The sequence below is a fragment of the Proteus sp. fly-1089 genome (assembly GCF_040138965.1).
Taxonomy (GTDB): domain Bacteria; phylum Pseudomonadota; class Gammaproteobacteria; order Enterobacterales; family Enterobacteriaceae; genus Proteus; species Proteus vulgaris_B.
The window spans coordinates 33,618-52,904 of record NZ_JBEETS010000005.1 but is presented as its reverse complement, the minus strand read 5'-3'; the positions used below and the strand labels follow the sequence as shown (position 1 = coordinate 52,904).

Below are 19,287 nucleotides of genomic sequence, written 5' to 3'. Positions count from 1 at the left end.
AATAGCCAGATGCTCTTTGGAGAAATAACAGAATGAAAACAATATTTAAAAACGCCACTGTTATTGATGGAACAGGGGCTAGTGCATTTCAAGCTGATGTCGTGGTTAATGAAGGAAAAATAATAAAAATCGGTCAGTTTGAGACAAAAACAAATGATCAAATAATTGATGCTACAGGGAAGATAGTCTGTCCTGGCTTTATTGATACGCATACTCACTCCGATCTTTCTGCTCTACTTAATCCCGCATTATCGGCAAAGATCCGTCAAGGGATCACCACGGAATTATTAGGGCAAGATGGTGTCGCGTTAGCACCATTGCCAGAGCAGTATATTTCTGCATGGCGTAAGAATATTGCGGGGTTAGATGGAGATTCTGACAGTATTGATTGGCATTTTAAAAATACCGAAGGTTACTTAGGGATGTTGGAAGCCAGAGGCTCTGCAACCAATCTCGCTTACCTTGTACCTCATGGAAATATCAGAATGGAAGCAATGGGATTAGAAGGTAATCCCTCTACTCGTGAAGATGTCGCCAAAATGTGTGAGATCTTAGAGCGTGAATTAAAAGCAGGGGCATTTGGTTTATCAACAGGATTGATTTATATGCCTTGTGCCTTTGGCGATACCGCCGAAATGATCGAGCTTTGTAAGGTTACCGCGAAGCATAATGGTATTTTTGTTGTTCACCAACGTAGTGAAGCTGACGATATTATTCAGTCTACTCAAGAGCTTATTGATATCGCTAAAGCATCCGGTGTTTGGTTGCATATTTCTCATATGAAAGTATGCGGTAAGAAAAACTGGGGATTAATCGATGAAATGCTCGGTATGTTAGAGCAAGCCCAAAAAGAGGGTATTCGTATCTCTTTTGACCAATATCCGTATGTGGCAGGCAGTACCATGCTTGGGGTAATTTTACCACCTTGGGTTCATGCAGGGGGTACAGAGAAACTATTAGAACGTTTAGCCTCTCCTGAACTGCGTAAAAAGATGATTGAAGATATCGAAAAAGGTATCCCAGGTTGGGATAACTTTATTGATTTCGCAGGATTAGAAAATATTTATGTCACTAGTTCTAAAACAGAAAAAAACCAAGATGCTGTTGGACTTAGTCTTGTCGAGCTAGGCAAATTGAGAGGTAAAGATCCCTATAACGCAACCTTTGACCTGCTATATGAAGAAGAAAATGCGGTAGGTATGGTGGATTTTTATGGTACAGAAGAGCACGTTATCAAATTTTTATGTCGTCCTGAGCAAAACGTCTGTACTGATGGATTAATGGGCGCAGGAAAACCTCATCCTCGTGTATTTGGTGCATTCCCTCGTGTTTTAGGGAAATACGTTAGAGAAGAAAAATGCCTCACTTGGGAACAAGCTATCCGCAAAATGACAGGTAAACCTGCTGAAGTCCTTAGATTAACCGACAGAGGTTTGATTAAAGAAGGGTATGCAGCAGATATTGTGATGCTTGATCCTGAGACCATTATTGATAAAGGCACGTTTGTTGAACCAAACCAATATCCAGAAGGAATTGATTTGGTGATGGTCAATGGGCGTATCGCTTTAATTAATGGAGTCGAAAGTTACGCCTGTAGCGGTCATGTTTTAAGAGCATAACAACACAATAGCGCTCTTAAACGTTAAATCTTATCTCTGTTTATCACGGTTGTTCTTCAACCGTGATGGTTTCCCCTTACCTGAGGAACAGGAAAATGAGTTCAAATATTATTCCAGACCTTCAACAGAAGAAGACATGGAAAGCTCGTTACACCGTTTTATCTTTGATTTGGTTAGCATGGTTACTTTCATTCTTAGATAGAATGGTGATGAGTGTTTCGTTACCTTTTATTGGGCGTGATCTTAATCTTGATACCACTCAACAAGGCTTAATCATTAGTGCCTTCTTTGTCGGTTATGCCGCATTCCAAATACCGGGAGGTTTCTTAGCTGACCGCTTTGGTGCACGTAAAATTATGGCAATAGGGATCGCTTGGTGGTCAGTATTTACCAGTTTAACGGGGATGGTGTTTACATTACCGTTAATGTTAGCGGTACGATTCTTATTTGGTATTGGTGAAGGCTGTTTTCCATCTGCTTCTTGGAAAATGATCTCAACTTATTTCCCATCTAAAGAGCGTGGTCGTGCTACTGCCATTCAATCAACCGTAAATACTTTAGGGCCTGCATTAGCCGTAATTGTTGCAGCCAGTATTATCGGTGCTTTTGGCTGGCATATGGTATTTATTGTTTTAGGTATTCCGGGCTTATTAATTGCCGCAGGTATCTACTTCTTTACTCGCGATAATCCAAAAGATCACCCAAGCATTACTCAGCAAGATCTCGATGAATTAGCGGCAGATGGTACATTAACGGATAAACCTGTTGAAGCCGTCCCTTTTAAAGATGTGTTAAAAATGCCAGTGTTATGGCAAATGGCAGCCATTTGGTTTCTGTTTGATATCACCTTTTGGGGATTTTCAACTTGGTTACCAAGCTATTTAATTACTGTTCGTGAATTCTCTTTGGCGAAAACAGGGGTAATGGCGGCTATTCCATTCTTATTTGGTGCTGGTGGTACATTATTAGGTGGTTATGTTTCTGATAAATGTAAATCACAGCGTAAATGGTTATATATGGTTACCGCAGTGATTGCAGCAGGCTTCTTATATATGACATATACCGTTGAAAGTGCTGATATGGCTGTTGTATATCAGTGTATTTCAGCATTATTTATGTTCTTCGCTATGGCAATGTTCTGGGGTATTTTGATGGATACTATCCCGAATAAAATCATGGGTCGTGCTTCAGGGATTGTTAACTTCGGTGGTCAAATGGCGGGTGTTGTTTCTGCACCTGTTATGGGCTTCTTAATTAAAGCCAGTGGCGGTAGTTATGACAGTGCATTTATGTTTATGATAATTGCATTGGTTGCCTCTGCTGTTGTGACGTTCACTGTTAAAATGCGAAATACACCCGCAGAAATTTAATTAATCAGTATTCATAATATTTATATTTAAATAAATGTGATGTTATTAAAAGAAATAAGATTAATTAAATAAAATAAATGTATTAACTGTAAGATTTATTTATTAAAACTCACTATACGCTTTATTGATTTTTTAATTTAAAAAATCTTATTGTAGGGTATTTTTGTCTTAAAAAAGCCACGATTAAAAATCGTGGCTTTGCTTTTGTTAGATTAATAACATTATTTGCTTATAAGAACAAAGTCATTACCACTAAAACAGAGTGTGGCATCGCCACGAATAACTCGGTGATGGGCAATATGGCGTTGGCTATTTAATGAGGCATGTTGCTTCATCATATAAGTCTCTAAATGCCATGCAATAAGTTGCTTAGCGAGCTTTTTATTGGCGTGCTGACTACGCTCTGATTGCACTTTTACACTAATGCCGGTGGCAATATGTGTTGCTCTGACCGCAGACTCTGTTTTGTTAACATGCTGACCACCGGGGCCATTGGAACGCATGGTTTCAAAGACAATTTCTTTGTCATTAATTTCATCAGGTTGTTCAAAACAAGCAACACCAATAAACCAGTTTTTACGCTTATGCCGTGGTCGTAACGTGCTTGCACATTGCCATTGTACTGAACCCGCCCACTGTTGGGCGATAGTTTGTGCATCAGTGCCTTCAAGAGACACTAATGCAGATTTTAAGCCATAACGTGAAGGCTCTTTTTCAAGTATGGTTACGTTAACTTGTTGTTTTAATGTCGATTTCAAAAAGTAATTTAAGGCTTTTTCAACGGCTAAACAGCACTCTTCAGGGCCTTGTGCGGAGGTGAATTGTAATAACATTACGCCATCTCCCCACTTGTTTTATAGGTGATCACGGGTTTTAAACGTGCAATAACTTCGATTAATCCAATGCTCACCATACTTTCAATCACAGTTTCAATTGATTTATAAGATTGTGGTGCTTCTTCATAAATCAGTTGTTTATTGGCACAAATAATACGGCTACCTAATGCAGTTCGTGAAAGTTGTAAGGGGGTAAAACGGTGTGATAAACGGCCTTTACACTCGGTACGCATCCATTTTCTGCCTGCACCATGCGGTAATGAATAAAGGCTTAATTCAGACACAATGGGCTTAACAATATAACTGTAGTCACCGCGTGAACCCGGAATAACGACCATATCGTGATGTGCTGGTGTTGCACCTTTACGATGTAACCAACCTTGTTGACCATGTAATTCACAAGGCTCTACAAGATTATGATTAACATCAGAAATGACTTCACCTTGAGTATGAATTTGGCGCATCATTCTTTCACCAATAAGGCGACGATTTAGTTTTGCATAATCAAGTGCTTTATTGTGAGCTTGCAAATATTCATTTGCATCATCAGTGTTTGCAACCAGCCCTTTATGACCAAATTGTTCTGTGTGAGAGCGTAAGATAGATTGTCCTAAACCTCGTGATCCACTGTGGACTAAGAGCAATAACTGTTTTTTATTGATACCACTTTCAGCGAAAAGCGTTTCATTAATCACTTGGTCAATTTGCTGGAATTCAGCAAAGTGATTACCACCACCAATAGAGCCTAAAGAGCCAGCAAAAGAGTGGTTTTGCATTTCAGTCGATAGATGAGTTTCTAACCATTCTGAAGGTGCGATATCACTCATTTCACTCAACTGTTTTTCTGCTTTATCTAAGTTGAGTTTGTTGTTTTTAAATTCAGTTTGAAAGAGTGTCATACCACAGCCGATATCATTTCCGACTAAGGCAGGATAAAAACGATTAACAGAAAAAAAGGCTGCACCAATAGGATAACCACGACCAGGATGTAGATCTGGCATACCTGCGACATAAGTCATATCAGGAAGTTGAGCCGTTGTTTCTAATTGTTGGATTGCTTTGCTTTCAATCCAAGTATTATCTGATGCGATATAACAAACGCTATCAGATAAATAATGAACACACTTGTCCATATACCAATCCATATAATGTAAAGGATAAAAATAAATTGATTGGCGGACAGCAAAAAGAAGGAAAAAAGATTACTTCTGAGATTGTCCGCAAAGAGTATTCATATTTGTAGTTGTCATGGGATACCTCCTTGCAGTTAAGTGAAATGGATAAGAAATAATAAATCGCGGGCATAGTAACCACTTTTTTTTGCTTTAGCAATTAAAAAGTGGTGCTGTTTTTCTTTATTTTTTATAAAAAGAATAAATATAATCGATTTAATTTAAGACTCACTTTTCTTTATTCTTCATTTTAGTTAGGACTTTATTTTTAATTAATAAATCACTTTTACTGAGCTTTTTCGGCAATAATCTTCGTAATCATCTGTTAATTTTCTATCAGTGATAACAACATCAAACTGAGCTAAATCGCCCATATTACCTGTCGCTGTTTCATCAAAATAGTGGTATTTGGTAAGTAAGATCTTACGAATAGATTTATCCATCGCTTTTTTCTTCATATAAAGATCGTCGATGTTATAACAGGTAACACCAAAATCGAGATGGACACCTTCAGCTGCAATAAAGGCTTTTTTAGGATTAATGCTATCAAGATAAGAAGGTTGGGTAGGGTTGTAGAATGAATCACTTTTAGAACGATATTCACCACCACAAAGTAAGACGGTGGCATTTTTTTTCTGGCTTAATGCTAAAAATACACGATGAGAATAACAGATCCCCGTGAAGTGCAGATTATCAGGTATAAGTTCAATCAGTGTAGGAATAAATTGCCCATTATCGAAAAAAAGGACATCACCCTCAGAGACCATACCGGCGGCAAGATTGGGGATATGAAGTTCTTCCGTTTGATCTGGTGTAATAATATCGGATGATGTTGAAATTAATCCAGAATGAGGTTGGGCTAATGCAACAATATAGCCACCCAATAATGACATTGGAAATGGATTTTCAGCGTCAGAACTAAGATCGCGTCTAATCGTCATTTCAGAAACTTCAAGGATCCTCGCGGCGTCTTTAAGATGTATGCGACCTGAGCGTTTTATACATTCACTGAGGCGGCGCAAACGTTCGTGCTGTTTGGTCTCTATCACCGAAGGATCCTTGTGTTATTGAATAGCGTACTCCAAGAAAATATACGCTAAACTATTTAGTAGTTTGATTCAGGTGCATCTGAATCTGTTGCGATAGCGACACTTGCGCTAGCACCAATACGAGTTGCACCTGCTTTGATCATGTTTAATGCTGTTTGGCGATCGCGAACACCACCAGACGCTTTTACGCCCACTTCGTCACCCACTGTTTTACGCATTAATGCGACATGATGTTCTGTAGCGCCCATTGTACTGTATCCTGTTGATGTTTTCACAAAATCAACGCGGATCTCACGACATATTTCACACACTAAACGTACTTCGTCGTCAGTTAATAAGCAAGTTTCTAAAATAACTTTCAGTGTTGTGTTACCACAAGCCGCTTTTACGGCCTCGATATCTTGTTTTACAAAGTCTAAACGACCGCTTTTTAACATACCAATGTTAATAACCATATCGACTTCTTGTGCGCCTTGGCGGATAGCTTCAGCGGCTTCAAATGCTTTTGTTGCAGTTAAACCAGCACCAAATGGGAAGTCGATAACACAACATACTTTTACATCACTTCCTTCAAGGCAAGTTCTTGCTAAAGGGATGTAAGAAGTGTTAATACAAACAGAGAAGAAACCGTGTTCAGCTGCTTCAGCACACAATTTCTTGATTTGTGCTTCAGTTGTATCTGCAGCAAGAAGGGTATGATCGATATAATTAGCTAATGGACGCATTGTATATTCCTTAATAAGAAGATTGTTATTTATCACTCATGTTAGTTTGGCAACATATTAGTGCTGTTTTAACGAGATAACAATCACAAATGATATTTAAATAACATGATACTGTTATACATCTATCACTATGTCACTATTTTCACATTTATAAAATTTACATAAGAGTAAGAGGCGCTATGGATATCGCAGTGATTGGTTCAAATATGGTGGATTTGATCACCTATATAGATAGGATGCCAAAAGAGGGTGAAACCCTTGAGGCGCCGGCATTTAAAATTGGTTGTGGTGGTAAAGGAGCAAATCAAGCGGTTGCTGCTGCTAAATTAAATTCAAAAGTGATGATGTTAACTAAAGTCGGCGATGATATTTTTGCGGATAACACCATCATGAATTTAGGATCTTATGGCATTAACACACGCTATGTTGAAAAAGTGCCGGGTACAACAAGCGGTGTTGCACCTATTTTTGTGACTTCTCAATCATCAAATAGTATTTTAATTGTTAAGGGTGCTAATCAACATTTGTCACCAGAAGATATTGATAGAGCGACAGATAGCCTGAAAAAATGCAAAATAATTGTACTGCAATTAGAAATCCCGCTTGAAACGGTCTATCACGCTATTGAGTTTGGTAACAAACACCATATTCCTGTGTTATTTAACCCAGCACCTGCTTCAAAAGCATTAGATCTTGATATTGCTGCCCGTTGTGACTTTTTTGTTCCGAATGAAACAGAGCTTGAAATTTTGACAGGTATGCCAATCACCACAATGGATGAAATTCGCGAAGCCGCTTGTTCTTTACTACAAAAAGGCTTTAAGAATGTCATCGTCACATTAGGTGAGAAGGGCGCATTATGGATGAATGGTGAAATTGAAAAATACATTCCTGCTATTGAAGTTGATGCAATAGATACCAGTGGAGCAGGCGATGCCTTTATTGGTTGTTTTTCCCATTATTATGTTCACACTAATAATATTGAAGAAGCATTAAATAAAGCGGTGATGTTTTCAGGCTTAAGTGTCGCCGGAAAAGGCACACAATCTTCTTATCCCAGTATTGAAGAGTTTGGGCAGTTTTTGTCACAAGCAAAGTAATATCCTTTTTCATAACCACTCCTTTCTATTCTCTCAGTTATCTAGCTCATAAGATAATTGAGAGAACTTCATTGAAATCAATCAATTAAATTATATTGATGATGACTATTAAATTTTTCTCTACAGAAAAAGATCTCGTATTATGTGATTTATTTCACACCATCAGGACAAATAAGATTGAAATACAATTTCATTAAATGTATTTTTAATTGAAATTTAGTTTCATAAGGTTGTTGTGATGAAAGAAGATGCATTGAGCCAATGTCTTAAAAATGAAAGTAACCAAGAAACAACCCAATTTTCAGAGTTAAGTGCATTGGAATTGGTCACTTTAATCAATAGTGCAGATATGACGGTTGCAAATGCAGTCAAAAAAGAATTACCAGCTATTGCCTATGCGGTAGAAAAAATTACTGAACGTTTGCAAAAAGGTGGGCGTATTTTTTATGTTGGTGCAGGAACGAGTGGACGATTAGCAGTATTAGACAGTGCCGAATGTCCGCCAACTTTTGGTGTACCTTCTACATTAGTGCAGGCCATTATTGCAGGTGGTCATGATGCAATGCTAAAAGCAGTTGAAAATATTGAAGATAGCCAAGAGGCGGCAATTGAAGAGCTTCAACATCGTCATGTCAGTGATAAAGATGTCGTTATTGGTATTGCCGCAAGCGGTCGAACTCCTTTTACGGTTGCCGCGTTGCAATATGGCAAGAAATTAAAAGCGTTAACAATATCTATTACCACACGTGGAAAAAGTGAGATGAGTGAGATTGCTGATTTATCTATTGCACCAGACGTAGGCGCAGAGGTATTAACTGGCTCTACAAGAATGAAAAGTGGTACTGCTCAAAAAATGATTTTGGGTATGTTAAGCACCAGTGTAATGACTAAGCTCGGTAAAGTGCATAAAAACCTGATGGTAGATGTGATTGCGAGTAATGAGAAATTACAACGTCGTGCTGAAGGTATTGTCAGCGAAGTGTGTGGAATTTCCAATGAAAGAGCCAGAACACTATTACAAATGGTTAATTATCATCCTAGAAAAGCCATTTTAATGTATGAGCTTCATCTAAGTGTGGAGAAAGTTGAGCAAATCACACAGCAATATCCTTATCGTTCGCTACAACAGCAACTTGCCCTATTTAATTAATAACAAGATGAGTAAATACTCTGAACTTTAGTAGGCATACATATGGCTAATAAAATAGAACATCTCGACACGTTAGCAATAGAAATAGAAAAACATGCTGGTGGGTTTCAAAATGTGGCAACCCTAACACATTGTATGACTCGTATTCGATTGATTTTAAAAGATAGCTCGCTATTTGATGCAGACGCTTTAAAACAAGTCGAAGGCGTTAAAGGTGTTGTATTTAATGGCGAACAGCATCAAGTGATTGTCGGAATGGGAACAGCTGCAAAAGTTTATTCCATCATGAATAAGCGTATGCAAAACAGCTCTACAAGTAGTGAAGATGAGCCTGCGTCAACACCAGTGAAAAAAGGCTTCTCCATTCGCCGTATGCTTAATACGTTAGCGGCTATTTTTGTTCCTACGATCCCCGCATTAATTGGCTGTGGCTTGATTATGGGGCTAATTAATATTATTCGTTTAATGGCTCCCGGTTTAGTAGATCAGTTCCCTGAGTTATTTAAATTATTCAAATTAATCGGCAGTACCGTTTTTGCTTATCTCTCCATTATGATTGGGATAAATACAGCGAAAGAGTTGGGGGCATCAACTTCGATTGGCGCGGTAATGGCTGGATTATTAGCCATGCCAGGGCTTGCTGATATCACGTTATTTGGTGAGAAATTACAGCCAAACAGTGGTGGGATTTTTGCTGTCTTAATGGTGGTGGTATTCTCTTCAAAATTAGAACTGTGGTTTCGTAGCATCGTTAAAGAGAGTCTCGATCTTATTCTTACGCCCTTTGTGACGATTTTAGTCTCTTCACTTGTGGCGATTATGATATTCCAACCTATCGGTCATTACCTTAATCAGTTATTAGCGCAAGGCGTATCATTATCACTATTAAATCAAGGTGGTGGTGCGGTTGTAACTGGTGCTGCGTTAGGGGGGAGTTTCTTATTTTTACTCTTAACGGGATTACATCAAGGATTAATTCCTATTCATACCGAAATCTTAAATACTTTTGGTTTAAATTACCTGTTCCCTATTTTAGCTATGGGCGGAATGGGGCAAGTAGGCTCTTGTTTTTGGGTTTATCTACGTACTAAAAATCAACGTTTAAAGAAAACATTGATGGGCGCATTACCTGTGGGTATTTTTGGCATCGGTGAGCCGCTATTATTTGGTGTTTCTCTTCCATTAGGAAAACCTTTTATAGCGGGATGTATTGGTGGTGCTGCTGGTGGTGCATTAATGGCATATTTCCAAGTGGGGATCATTATTCCATTTGGTACTGCTGGGTTATCATTAATTCCGTTAGTTGGTGATGGGCAAATTATTAAGTTCCTGATCGCGGTATTAGGTGCATGGATTGTCGGTTTTATTGCCAGTATGCTAATGGGTTTTACTGATCCAGAAAAATAAGCCAGTGATAAAAAGGATAACAGAATGTCAACGCTGACAAAAAAGCTTGAAAGTTTGCTAATACAAGGCAAAGGTACAGAACAACGTATTGCTCATTATTTATTGGAGAATAGTGAGAATATTGCCAGTATGAATGCGGCTGATCTGGCACTTAAAGCCGGTGTAAGTAGTGCTTCTGTTATCCGTTTCTCTCGTCAAATGGGATATCGTGGTTATCCTGAATTTAAAATTGATTATCTTTCAGAAGAAAAGCAACAAAAAAGCAGTGGCGATATTCTTTATGGTAATTTAGCGAAAACAGATCCGACAGAATTAATTATTTCAAAAACAGGTCATCTATTTACTAGCGCTATTCAGGATTCATTGGCTTTGTTAGATCCCAAGTGTATTGATCTGCTGGCTGAAAAAATGGTCTCAGCTAAACGTATTGTCCTGTTTGGTATTGGAGCATCAGCAGTCGTAGCAAGTGATATTTTTCATAAGCTTATTCGTGTGAATAAAAACGCCTTATTTAGTTCGGATCTTCATGCTCAACTGGCTTATTCTGCCAATTTATCAGCTGATGACTTTGCTATCGCGGTTACTGCACGAGGCAATACTGCTGATATTAATCGTATGTTGAAATCGGCAAAGAATGAAGGCTGTTTAACGGTGGCATTAACACGTTTTGGGCAAGATGAAGCGACTCGTTTATCTGATTATACTTTGCCTTATTTTTATGATGAACAACACTCTCAATTGGGGGTCATTACACCACAAGTTTTACAAATGGTGGCTTTTGATGTGTTGTTTTTTAAATATATGACACTGGCGAGTGAGTCAGCAGAAAAAGCCTTATTAAAAGGGCGAGAAGCTGTCATGCAAGGAAATCAATAATGTTACTTATTACCACATTAGCGGTGGGTGCTGCTATTGGTTTAATTATTAGCACAACGGGCGTGGGTGGAGGTGTTATTGTTTTACCTGTATTGACGTATTTTTTTGGTATGAATGCATTAATGGCTGTGGCGACTGCAAATTTATTATCGATGTTGATGAAGGTCACCTCGTCTTATATGCATTTTCGCCTTGGCAATATTCCTTTTAAAAGAGCAATGATTGTATTAGGAATAATGCTACCAAGTACCTTTTTGGCCAGCGTTTTGGTTAACTATTTGGGTTCATTAGAGCAGTATCAGCAACAAGTAGAGTGGGGAATTAATGCGCTTGTCGTGGGTGCGATTGTTTTTTCTCTTTTTCTCTTCGTGCAGAGAATGTTTTTCTCATCACCTCCGGTTGTGATTGAAAATATAAAACTAGCACCTTTAAATATTAAAGCACTTTTACTTCCTGCGGTTATGGCAGGGGTTATTTTAGGTGCAACCGGTGTCGGGGGTGGTGTAGTTGTATTACCGTTATTGTTGCGTTATGCAAACCTCTCTATTAAGCAGGCCATTGGTACTTCTATATTTACCACAACATTGTTATCGGGATCTTCGGCACTGGCTTATATGCAAGACGGGCATACGGATATTCATTTGGCGCTTTTGTTATTTTTAGGCTCGTTGATCTCGATTCCACTGTCTAAATGGTTGCTAATAAGGATGCCTGATAGAGTGTTTCAGTATGCGACTTTAGTTTTAATTATTTGTAGTGCCGTAATGATGATGGCTAAATTATTTTAATGTTAAAATATATCATTGATATTAACATTTAGAAAATATAATAAATAATAACCAAATAAAGCCTGATTGTTTTTATTGGTTTATTTTATATTATCTTATTAATTTAATTGAGATAGTTTTATAATATAAATTCAATTCTCCTTATAATATCTGTGTGTTAATGGGATGTTTGATTTATTATTTGTTTTTAATGGGATATGATTTTAGTCATAAATAGATAATTGAGATGATAATCACATTAATGTTAATTCCTATATGTTTCACTGTAATCCTCATTTAATACCTATAGATGAAGGTACTAGTATTATGGAAAATAATAATAGGAAAACACCTCATATTAGACGTATTGCCCACATTATGATGTATAAACAACGTCAATGCTTTCATTTCTCCGTTTTTAACGGCTAAGCTCTCTTTCCTCACGCTAAAAATATAAAGCATATTTCCTAATAACGTGTGTTATTGGGGGAGTCTCTATTTTTATAAATAAAAAATCATTTTTAACTCTATTATTATCAGAATAATTAGGAGATAGGATTATTATGTCTATTAATATTAAAGGTAGAAGTTTTTTAAAATTACTCGATTTTTCATCTGCTGAAATTCAATATTTATTAAAGTTATCTAAACATTTTAAATCATTAAAAATGACCGGTATTCCTCATCGTTCTTTGGAAGGTAAAAATATTGTTTTATTATTTGAAAAAACCTCAACACGGACACGCTGCGCTTTTGAAGTTGCGGGCTATGATTTAGGAATGGGGGTGACTTATCTTGATCCTGGCTCATCACAAATGGGGAAAAAAGAGTCTATTGAAGATACTGCACGTGTGTTAGGGCGTTTCTATGATGGTATTGAATATCGTGGTTTCGATCAGTCATTAGTTGAAGAACTGGCGGCGAAATCAGGAGTACCAGTATGGAATGGTCTTACTGATAAATTCCATCCAACTCAGATGTTGGCGGATATGCTGACTGTTGAAGAAAACTTTGGTCATTTAAAAGGGCTTAAGCTGACTTTCTTTGGTGATGCTCGCAATAATGTAGCTAACTCTTTAATGGTCGTTTGTGCGAAATTAGGCTTACATTTTACAGCGTGTGGCCCAGCATCTTTAATGCCTGAAGAGCAACTGGTGAAAGAGTGTCGTGCAATCGCGGCAGAAAATGAAGGCTCTATCACGTTAACCGAGGATATTGAAAAAGGGGCAAAAGACGCGGATGTTCTCTATACCGATATTTGGGTTTCAATGGGTGAGCCAGATAGTGTATGGGATGAGCGCATTCGCTTATTAAAAGCCTATCAAGTGAATAGTTCTATGATGAAAATGGCAAATCCTCATGCGATTTTCTTACACTGTTTACCTTCATTTCACGATCGTTTAACTATTATTGGTGAAGATATTTATCAGAAATTTGGTTTGAGTGAAATGGAAGTGGCTGATGATGTTTTTGAATCTCGCCAATCAAAAGTTTTTGATCAAGCTGAAAACCGTATGCATACCATTAAAGCAGTTATGTTCGCCACTTTAAGCTAAAGCAAGGAGTTAACAATGCCTAAAAAGGTATTTATTGCTTTAGGAGGAAATGCATTAGGAAATACGCCACTAGAGCAAAAGCAGATAGTACGAAAAACCGCTAAGCCTATCGTAGATTTGGTTGAGAAAGGTTACCAAGTCATTATTGGTCATGGTAATGGCCCACAAGTTGGGATGATAAATTTAGCTATGGATTATGCATCACAACAAAATATTGGCACGCCTTATATGCCATTTGCTGAATGTGGTGCGATGAGCCAAGGTTATATCGGTTATCACTTACAACAAGCTATTAATGATGAATTGTGTGCACGACATCTAAATAAAAATCATGGATGTGCAACAATCGTGACCCAAGTGGTTGTGGATAAAAATGATCCTGCTTTTTTATCACCTACAAAACCAATTGGTGCGTTTTATACTCAACAGCAAGCAGAGGCGATTCAAAAAGAGCATGGTTTTCATTTTATGGAAGATGTGGGGCGTGGATATCGTCGCGTTATTCCATCACCAAAGCCGTTAGAAATTGTAGAATCACCGATTATTAAACAGTTAGTTGAACACAATATCGTCGTGATCACGGTTGGTGGTGGTGGTATTCCTGTTATTAGGAAAGATGATTTATTAGAGGGTATTGATGCCGTTATTGATAAAGATAACTCCAGTGCTAAATTAGCTGTCGAATTAAAAACAGATATTTTACTGATATTAACGGCTGTTAATAAAGTGGCAATTAATTTTAATAAACCAGAGCAAGTTGACTTAGATAAAATAACGCTTTCTCAAGCTGAAGAGTATATTTCTCAAGGACAGTTTGCTAAAGGAAGTATGTTACCTAAAGTTGAAGCTTGTCTTAATTTTATAAAAGAAAGTCACAAGGATGCTCAAGCAATTATTACTTCTTTAGATAATGCATTATCTGCTTTAGAAGGAAAGACAGGCACAATAATTATCTCTAATTAATATTGTTTTTATTATTCTAAAACTAATTTTAAAAATAAACACTGCCAGTTAGATATTATTTCTACTGGCAGTCGTTACCTCTTATTTAAGTCGAGGACGCTATGAAACTTAAAAAGTTTGCGTTTCCGACCGCATTTACTATTTTATTTGCAATTACAGTAATTGTGGTTGGTTTAACGTGGATTATTCCGGCAGGCGAATATCAACGATTAAGTTATAACTCAGCAGAACCATCATTAGTGGTTGCGAAAATAGATGGTTCTCATGAAGTATTACCTGCAACTCAAGCGACATTAAACGATTTAAATGTCTCTATTGAAATTAATAAATTTACTGATGGAACAATTAAAAAACCAATAGCGATACCTGGAACCTATGAACGTGTAGCACAGCAACCCAAAGGGATAATGGATATTACCGAAAGTATGGTGAAAGGGACGATAGAGGGGGCTGATGTTATTGTTTTCATTCTTGTTTTAGGGGGGCTTATTGGGGTTGTTAATAAAACCGGTGCATTCAATGCAGGTTTAACAGCACTGGCAAATCGAACCAAAGGTAAAGAGTTTTTAGTGGTATTTGGTGTCACGATTATATTATCCATAGGCGGGACAAGCTGTGGGATTGAAGAAGAAGCCGTAGCTTTCTATCCCATATTAGTACCGATATTCTTAATATTGGGTTATGACGCTATTGTGTGTGTTGGGGCTATTTTTCTTGCGTCTTCAATGGGGGCTGGATTTTCAACCGTTAATCCATTCTCTGTGGTCATTGCCTCAAATGCATCAGGAATAAGTTTTATTGAAGGGATTGGCTTTCGTACGATTGGGTTAGTTATAGGTACAATTGGCGTTTTGGTTTATTTATATTGGTATTGTAAAAAAATCAAAAAAGATCCTGCTTTTTCTTATAACTATGAAAATGCCGAAAGTTTTAAACAGCGCTTTTTAAGTAATTACGATCCAAACGAAATATTAGAATTTTCATGGCGTCGTAAAGTGATCCTCTGCTTATTTGTTGCCGCTTTCCCTATTATGGTTTGGGGTGTCATGGATATGGGCTGGTGGTTTCCACAAATGGCCGCTCTCTTTTTAGCCATTGCCATCGTCATTATTTTCCTTTCTGGATTAAAAGAAAAAACGGCCATTGATGGATTTATTCACGGGGCATCTGAATTAGTAGGCGTTTCATTAATTATTGGTTTAGCGCGTGGTGTTAACCTTGTGATGGAACAAGGTAAAATTGCCGATACTATCCTTGAGTTTATGTCTCATATGGTTGCAGGAATGCCGCCAAGCCTATTCTTATTAGCACAGCTCGTTGTTTTTATTTGTTTAGGTTTTATTGTTCCTTCCTCTTCTGGCCTTGCGGTCTTAGCGATGCCAATTATGGCACCATTAGCAGACGCAGTCGGTGTTCCTCGTTATATGGTGGTGTCAGCATATAATTGGGGGCAATATATTATGTTGTTCTTAGCTCCTACTGGACTGGTGTTAGCAACCTTGCAAATGTTAGATATCTCCTATAACAAATGGCTCAAATTTATTATGCCAATGGTGGTATTTATGTTTGTACTTTCGGCAACATTACTCTTGGTGCAAGTTGCATTTTTATAAAATTGAGTTGGTGTGTTTACGCAGATAAAAGGATTTTTGGTTATTCTGTAATGTGAAATTAATCTGGTTTTTTGTGCTGTTATCGTCATTATTTTTTGATTTTCATTAGAAGTGATCTAGCTCTCGTTTTTAATGGTGATAAAAAATAAACCGAAAAAAAAGGTTGTTAATTTGTAGAAGTTATGTTTTTTTAAATACAGATAACACGCAAACACATCATTAAATTAATTGATAGGTAACCCATGATCATCACTACTCTACTACAAAGCCTACGACTAACAGCGCACATTGCGGCTGTGGTTGTCGTGCGTGTGGTGGTGGTCGTCGGCAAAGCGCCGTAACGGGTCCGAATCAACACAGTTTCGAAACCCCGCCGGCGCACTAACCGGGCGGGGTTTTTCATTTCTACCTGCCCATCAAGTCCGGCTTAGAACAAAGGACAGATAAAAATGGGTGATCAACAAGAAAACGCCACAACAAGTAGAACGTTTACTGGCGCACAATTAATCGTTTATTTACTGGAACGACAAGGCATTACGACAGTTGCGGGTATTCCAGGTGGAGCTGCACTTCCTTTGTATGATGCATTGAGCCAAAGTAACTCTATTCGACATATTTTAACTCGCCATGAGCAAGGTGCGGGTTTTATTGCACAAGGTATTGCAAGAGCAAATGGTAAACCTGCTGTGTGTATTGCCTCAAGTGGTCCAGGTGCTACGAATTTAGTGACAGCTATTGCTGATGCTAAACTGGATTCTATTCCTTTGGTTTGTATTACAGGCCAAGTCTCTTCAGCCATGATCGGAACCGATGCTTTCCAAGAAGTTGATACCTATGGCATGTCTATTCCCATTACTAAACATAACTATTTAGTACGCGATATTGCGGACTTACCTGGCATTATTTGTGATGCATTCCGTTTAGCAATGTCAGGGAGACCGGGACCAGTTTGGGTTGATGTGCCTAAAGATATTCAGCAAGCCACAATTACATTAGAAGCGTTACCACCTATTCCACAAAAGGATCCTGTTCCCACCTTTAATACTGATTTAGTGATACAAGCGGCACAAATGATTAATCAAGCTAAAAATCCCGTTTTATATTTAGGTGGAGGAATTATTAGCTCTGAGGCATGTAAAGAGGCAATTGAATTGGCAGAGAAAAATAATCTGCCAACAACCATGACCTTAATGGGGTTAGGCTTAATGCCACCTTCACATCCTTTGTATTTGGGGATGTTGGGTATGCATGCGACTCGTAGTACTAACTTTATTTTAGAAGAAGCGGATCTGTTGATTGTATTAGGGGCTCGATTTGACGATCGTGCCATCGGTAAAGCAGAGAAGTTTTGCCCTAATGCTAAAATTATTCATGTTGATATCGATCGCGCTGAAATTAGCAAGATCAAACGCCCTGATATCGCGATCCATGCTGATGCAAAATCAGTGTTATCACTGTTATTACCATTGATTAATACCAATAAACGTAATGAATGGATAGAACGTGTTACGACACTGAAACAAGAATATCCATTAGAGATGAAAAACTCTGAAAATATTCTGAGTGGTTACGGTATTGTATTGGCGGCCGCAAATTGCGTAGATGATGATGCGATTATTACGACTGACGTAGGACAACATCAGATGTGGGTAGCACAAGCGTATCCGTTAAATCGACCTCGACAATGGCTAACTTCAGGTGGATTAGGCACGATGGGTTTTGGTTTACCTGCTGCAATTGGTGCGGCGTTAGCTGAGCCAGATAAGAAAATCCTCTGCTTTTCGGGGGATGGCAGTATTATGATGAATATTCAAGAGCTTGCCACTGCGGCTGAACACCAATTAGATATCAAAATTATTTTGATTAATAATCAGGCATTAGGATTAGTTCACCAACAACAAACGCTATTTTTTGAAGAGCGTATTTATGCCGCGGCTTACCCTTATCAAACAGACTTTATCCGTATTGCACAAGGTTTTGGTTTAGATACCTGTGACTTAAACCAGGAAGCAGATCCCGCTGGTGCATTGCAAGCTGCTATTGAAAAACCAGGGCCTTGCTTAATTCACGTTATGATTGATATCCATGAAAAAGTATTTCCGATGGTTCCACCTGGGGCTGCAAATATTGAGATGATAGGAGCTTAATTTATGTCAAACCAATCACAACCTATCGCGCTGGAATTGATTGTTCGCAACCATCCCGGAGTTATGACCCATATTTGTGGTCTATTTGCTCGTCGCGCATTTAACGTCGATGGCATTTTGTGTTTACCAATGAAAAATAGTGATAAAAGTCGTATTTGGCTATTAGTGCAAAAAGATGATCGTCTAATGCAAATGGTCAGTCAGGTAGAAAAGCTTGAAGATGTAAAAGAAGTGAGGTTTAGCGATGATTTACGAGTTTTTGAGCAAATGGAAAGTTACTTAAATTAATTAATGCAGATTGGCTCTCTCTTTATCATTAAGAGCGAGCCAATATAGTGCTTAAGGGCGGTGATGATAATGCTGTTGATTTGGGCTAGACATAATCACGGATGCGCGTAGGTGTCCTTCCACACAGATATAAGAGTGGGGGGCATTGCCATGAAAAGCGTAAAAATCCCCAGTTTCTAATAAGACGGTTTCGTCGTTATCAAAACGCATCATTAATTTACCGGAATAGACCATGATGTGTTCTTGAGTACCATCAGCGTGAGCAGGGCTATTAATAATCGCGCCATGCTTCATCTCAATATGCCAAATCTCAGTAATATTGCCGATACCAATACGGAATTTAAACTCTTGGGCATAATCACCAACGATAGGTTTATGTCGTTCTAAACGAGGGTATTCTTCGCGTGTAAAACTAAATAAATCTCCCAAAGGAAAGCCAAGCGCTATTGCGATAGCCTCTAAGGTATCGATCCTCGGATTAGAATCACCAGATTCTAATTTTGACAATGCAGCCTTGGATATTCCCGATTTTCTTGATAACTCATTAAGTGACAAGTTTCGAGATTGTCTTAGTTGTTTGACTTTATTACCAAGGTACTCATTCGTTTTTTTAGGAGGTTGTGGGTTCATTGCCAATTCAAAATATCGT

General features: G+C 38.1%; 19 protein-coding genes. 13 read left to right on the top strand and 6 right to left on the bottom strand.

What is annotated here, in order from left to right:
• The first annotated feature begins 32 nt into the window (after positions 1-32).
• Together ABN080_RS12235 and ABN080_RS12230 are read left to right on the top strand one after the other, a co-directional pair.
• The gene (locus ABN080_RS12235) at positions 33-1,619 is read left to right on the top strand and encodes an N-acyl-D-amino-acid deacylase family protein (protein ID WP_072069521.1); all 1,587 of its coding nucleotides are present in this window, start codon (positions 33-35) and stop codon (positions 1,617-1,619) included.
• A 95-nt stretch (positions 1,620-1,714) separates the two neighbouring features.
• Positions 1,715-2,989, top strand: a complete 1,275-nt coding sequence (locus tag ABN080_RS12230) for an MFS transporter (protein WP_166540349.1) — start codon at positions 1,715-1,717, stop codon at positions 2,987-2,989.
• A 221-nt stretch (positions 2,990-3,210) separates the two neighbouring features.
• Here the strand turns inward: ABN080_RS12230 and prfH are convergent, their stop codons facing one another.
• The 4 genes from prfH to deoC all read right to left on the bottom strand — a co-directional run bounded on the left by prfH (position 3,211) and on the right by deoC (position 6,771).
• Positions 3,211-3,822 (bottom strand): peptide chain release factor H, encoded by a 612-nt coding sequence (gene prfH, locus ABN080_RS12225; RefSeq protein ID WP_196554316.1) that lies wholly within the window; start codon positions 3,820-3,822, stop codon positions 3,211-3,213.
• Positions 3,822-4,958 (bottom strand): RNA ligase RtcB family protein, encoded by a 1,137-nt coding sequence (locus ABN080_RS12220; RefSeq protein ID WP_349441170.1) that lies wholly within the window; start codon positions 4,956-4,958, stop codon positions 3,822-3,824. Before ABN080_RS12220 ends, prfH begins: the two co-directional genes overlap by 1 nt.
• A gap of 311 nt (positions 4,959-5,269) precedes the next feature.
• Positions 5,270-6,046, bottom strand: a complete 777-nt coding sequence (locus tag ABN080_RS12215) for a DeoR family transcriptional regulator (protein WP_115351181.1) — start codon at positions 6,044-6,046, stop codon at positions 5,270-5,272.
• Positions 6,047-6,102: 56 nt separating this feature from the next.
• Positions 6,103-6,771, bottom strand: coding sequence for a deoxyribose-phosphate aldolase (gene deoC / locus ABN080_RS12210; protein WP_349441169.1), 669 nt, complete (start codon positions 6,769-6,771; stop codon positions 6,103-6,105).
• 179 nt (positions 6,772-6,950) lie between these two features.
• Between deoC and rbsK the strand changes: the two genes are divergently transcribed.
• From rbsK to ABN080_RS12165, 9 genes are all read left to right on the top strand, one after another.
• On the top strand, positions 6,951-7,871 hold the full coding sequence (gene rbsK / locus ABN080_RS12205) for a ribokinase (RefSeq protein WP_196554318.1): 921 nt from the start codon (positions 6,951-6,953) through the stop codon (positions 7,869-7,871).
• Positions 7,872-8,109: 238 nt separating this feature from the next.
• Positions 8,110-9,021 (top strand): N-acetylmuramic acid 6-phosphate etherase, encoded by a 912-nt coding sequence (murQ, locus tag ABN080_RS12200; RefSeq protein ID WP_196554319.1) that lies wholly within the window; start codon positions 8,110-8,112, stop codon positions 9,019-9,021.
• A gap of 42 nt (positions 9,022-9,063) precedes the next feature.
• The gene (locus ABN080_RS12195) at positions 9,064-10,428 is read left to right on the top strand and encodes a PTS transporter subunit EIIC (protein WP_349441168.1); all 1,365 of its coding nucleotides are present in this window, start codon (positions 9,064-9,066) and stop codon (positions 10,426-10,428) included.
• A gap of 24 nt (positions 10,429-10,452) precedes the next feature.
• Complete coding sequence (locus tag ABN080_RS12190; RefSeq protein WP_349441167.1) at positions 10,453-11,304, top strand: MurR/RpiR family transcriptional regulator; 852 nt, start codon at positions 10,453-10,455, stop codon at positions 11,302-11,304.
• Positions 11,304-12,092 carry a sulfite exporter TauE/SafE family protein gene (locus ABN080_RS12185; RefSeq protein ID WP_349441166.1) on the top strand — a complete coding sequence of 263 codons (789 nt, stop codon included), beginning with the start codon at positions 11,304-11,306 and terminating at the stop codon, positions 12,090-12,092. Before ABN080_RS12190 ends, ABN080_RS12185 begins: the two co-directional genes overlap by 1 nt.
• A gap of 306 nt (positions 12,093-12,398) precedes the next feature.
• Positions 12,399-12,500, top strand: a complete 102-nt coding sequence (speFL, locus tag ABN080_RS12180; RefSeq protein ID WP_109372621.1) for a leader peptide SpeFL — start codon at positions 12,399-12,401, stop codon at positions 12,498-12,500.
• A gap of 134 nt (positions 12,501-12,634) precedes the next feature.
• A complete protein-coding gene (argF, locus tag ABN080_RS12175; protein ID WP_196554324.1) occupies positions 12,635-13,627 on the top strand; it encodes an ornithine carbamoyltransferase in 993 nt (330 codons plus the stop codon).
• 15 nt (positions 13,628-13,642) lie between these two features.
• Positions 13,643-14,590, top strand: coding sequence for a carbamate kinase (gene arcC / locus ABN080_RS12170; RefSeq protein WP_349441165.1), 948 nt, complete (start codon positions 13,643-13,645; stop codon positions 14,588-14,590).
• A 101-nt stretch (positions 14,591-14,691) separates the two neighbouring features.
• Positions 14,692-16,203 carry a YfcC family protein gene (locus ABN080_RS12165; protein ID WP_349441164.1) on the top strand — a complete coding sequence of 504 codons (1,512 nt, stop codon included), beginning with the start codon at positions 14,692-14,694 and terminating at the stop codon, positions 16,201-16,203.
• A gap of 190 nt (positions 16,204-16,393) precedes the next feature.
• Here ABN080_RS12165 and ABN080_RS18260 read toward each other — a convergent pair whose 3' ends face one another.
• Positions 16,394-16,561 carry a hypothetical protein gene (locus ABN080_RS18260; RefSeq protein WP_420902346.1) on the bottom strand — a complete coding sequence of 56 codons (168 nt, stop codon included), beginning with the start codon at positions 16,559-16,561 and terminating at the stop codon, positions 16,394-16,396.
• Positions 16,562-16,652: 91 nt separating this feature from the next.
• On the opposite strand from ABN080_RS18260, the gene ilvB reads away from it, so the two are divergent.
• Together ilvB and ilvN are read left to right on the top strand one after the other, a co-directional pair.
• Positions 16,653-18,350, top strand: coding sequence for an acetolactate synthase large subunit (ilvB, locus tag ABN080_RS12155; protein ID WP_072069508.1), 1,698 nt, complete (start codon positions 16,653-16,655; stop codon positions 18,348-18,350).
• Positions 18,351-18,353: 3 nt separating this feature from the next.
• The gene (ilvN, locus tag ABN080_RS12150) at positions 18,354-18,638 is read left to right on the top strand and encodes an acetolactate synthase small subunit (RefSeq protein WP_006535577.1); all 285 of its coding nucleotides are present in this window, start codon (positions 18,354-18,356) and stop codon (positions 18,636-18,638) included.
• Positions 18,639-18,689: 51 nt separating this feature from the next.
• Here ilvN and ABN080_RS12145 read toward each other — a convergent pair whose 3' ends face one another.
• Complete coding sequence (locus ABN080_RS12145; RefSeq protein ID WP_069368071.1) at positions 18,690-19,268, bottom strand: helix-turn-helix domain-containing protein; 579 nt, start codon at positions 19,266-19,268, stop codon at positions 18,690-18,692.
• Between the last annotated feature and the right edge of the window lie 19 nt (positions 19,269-19,287).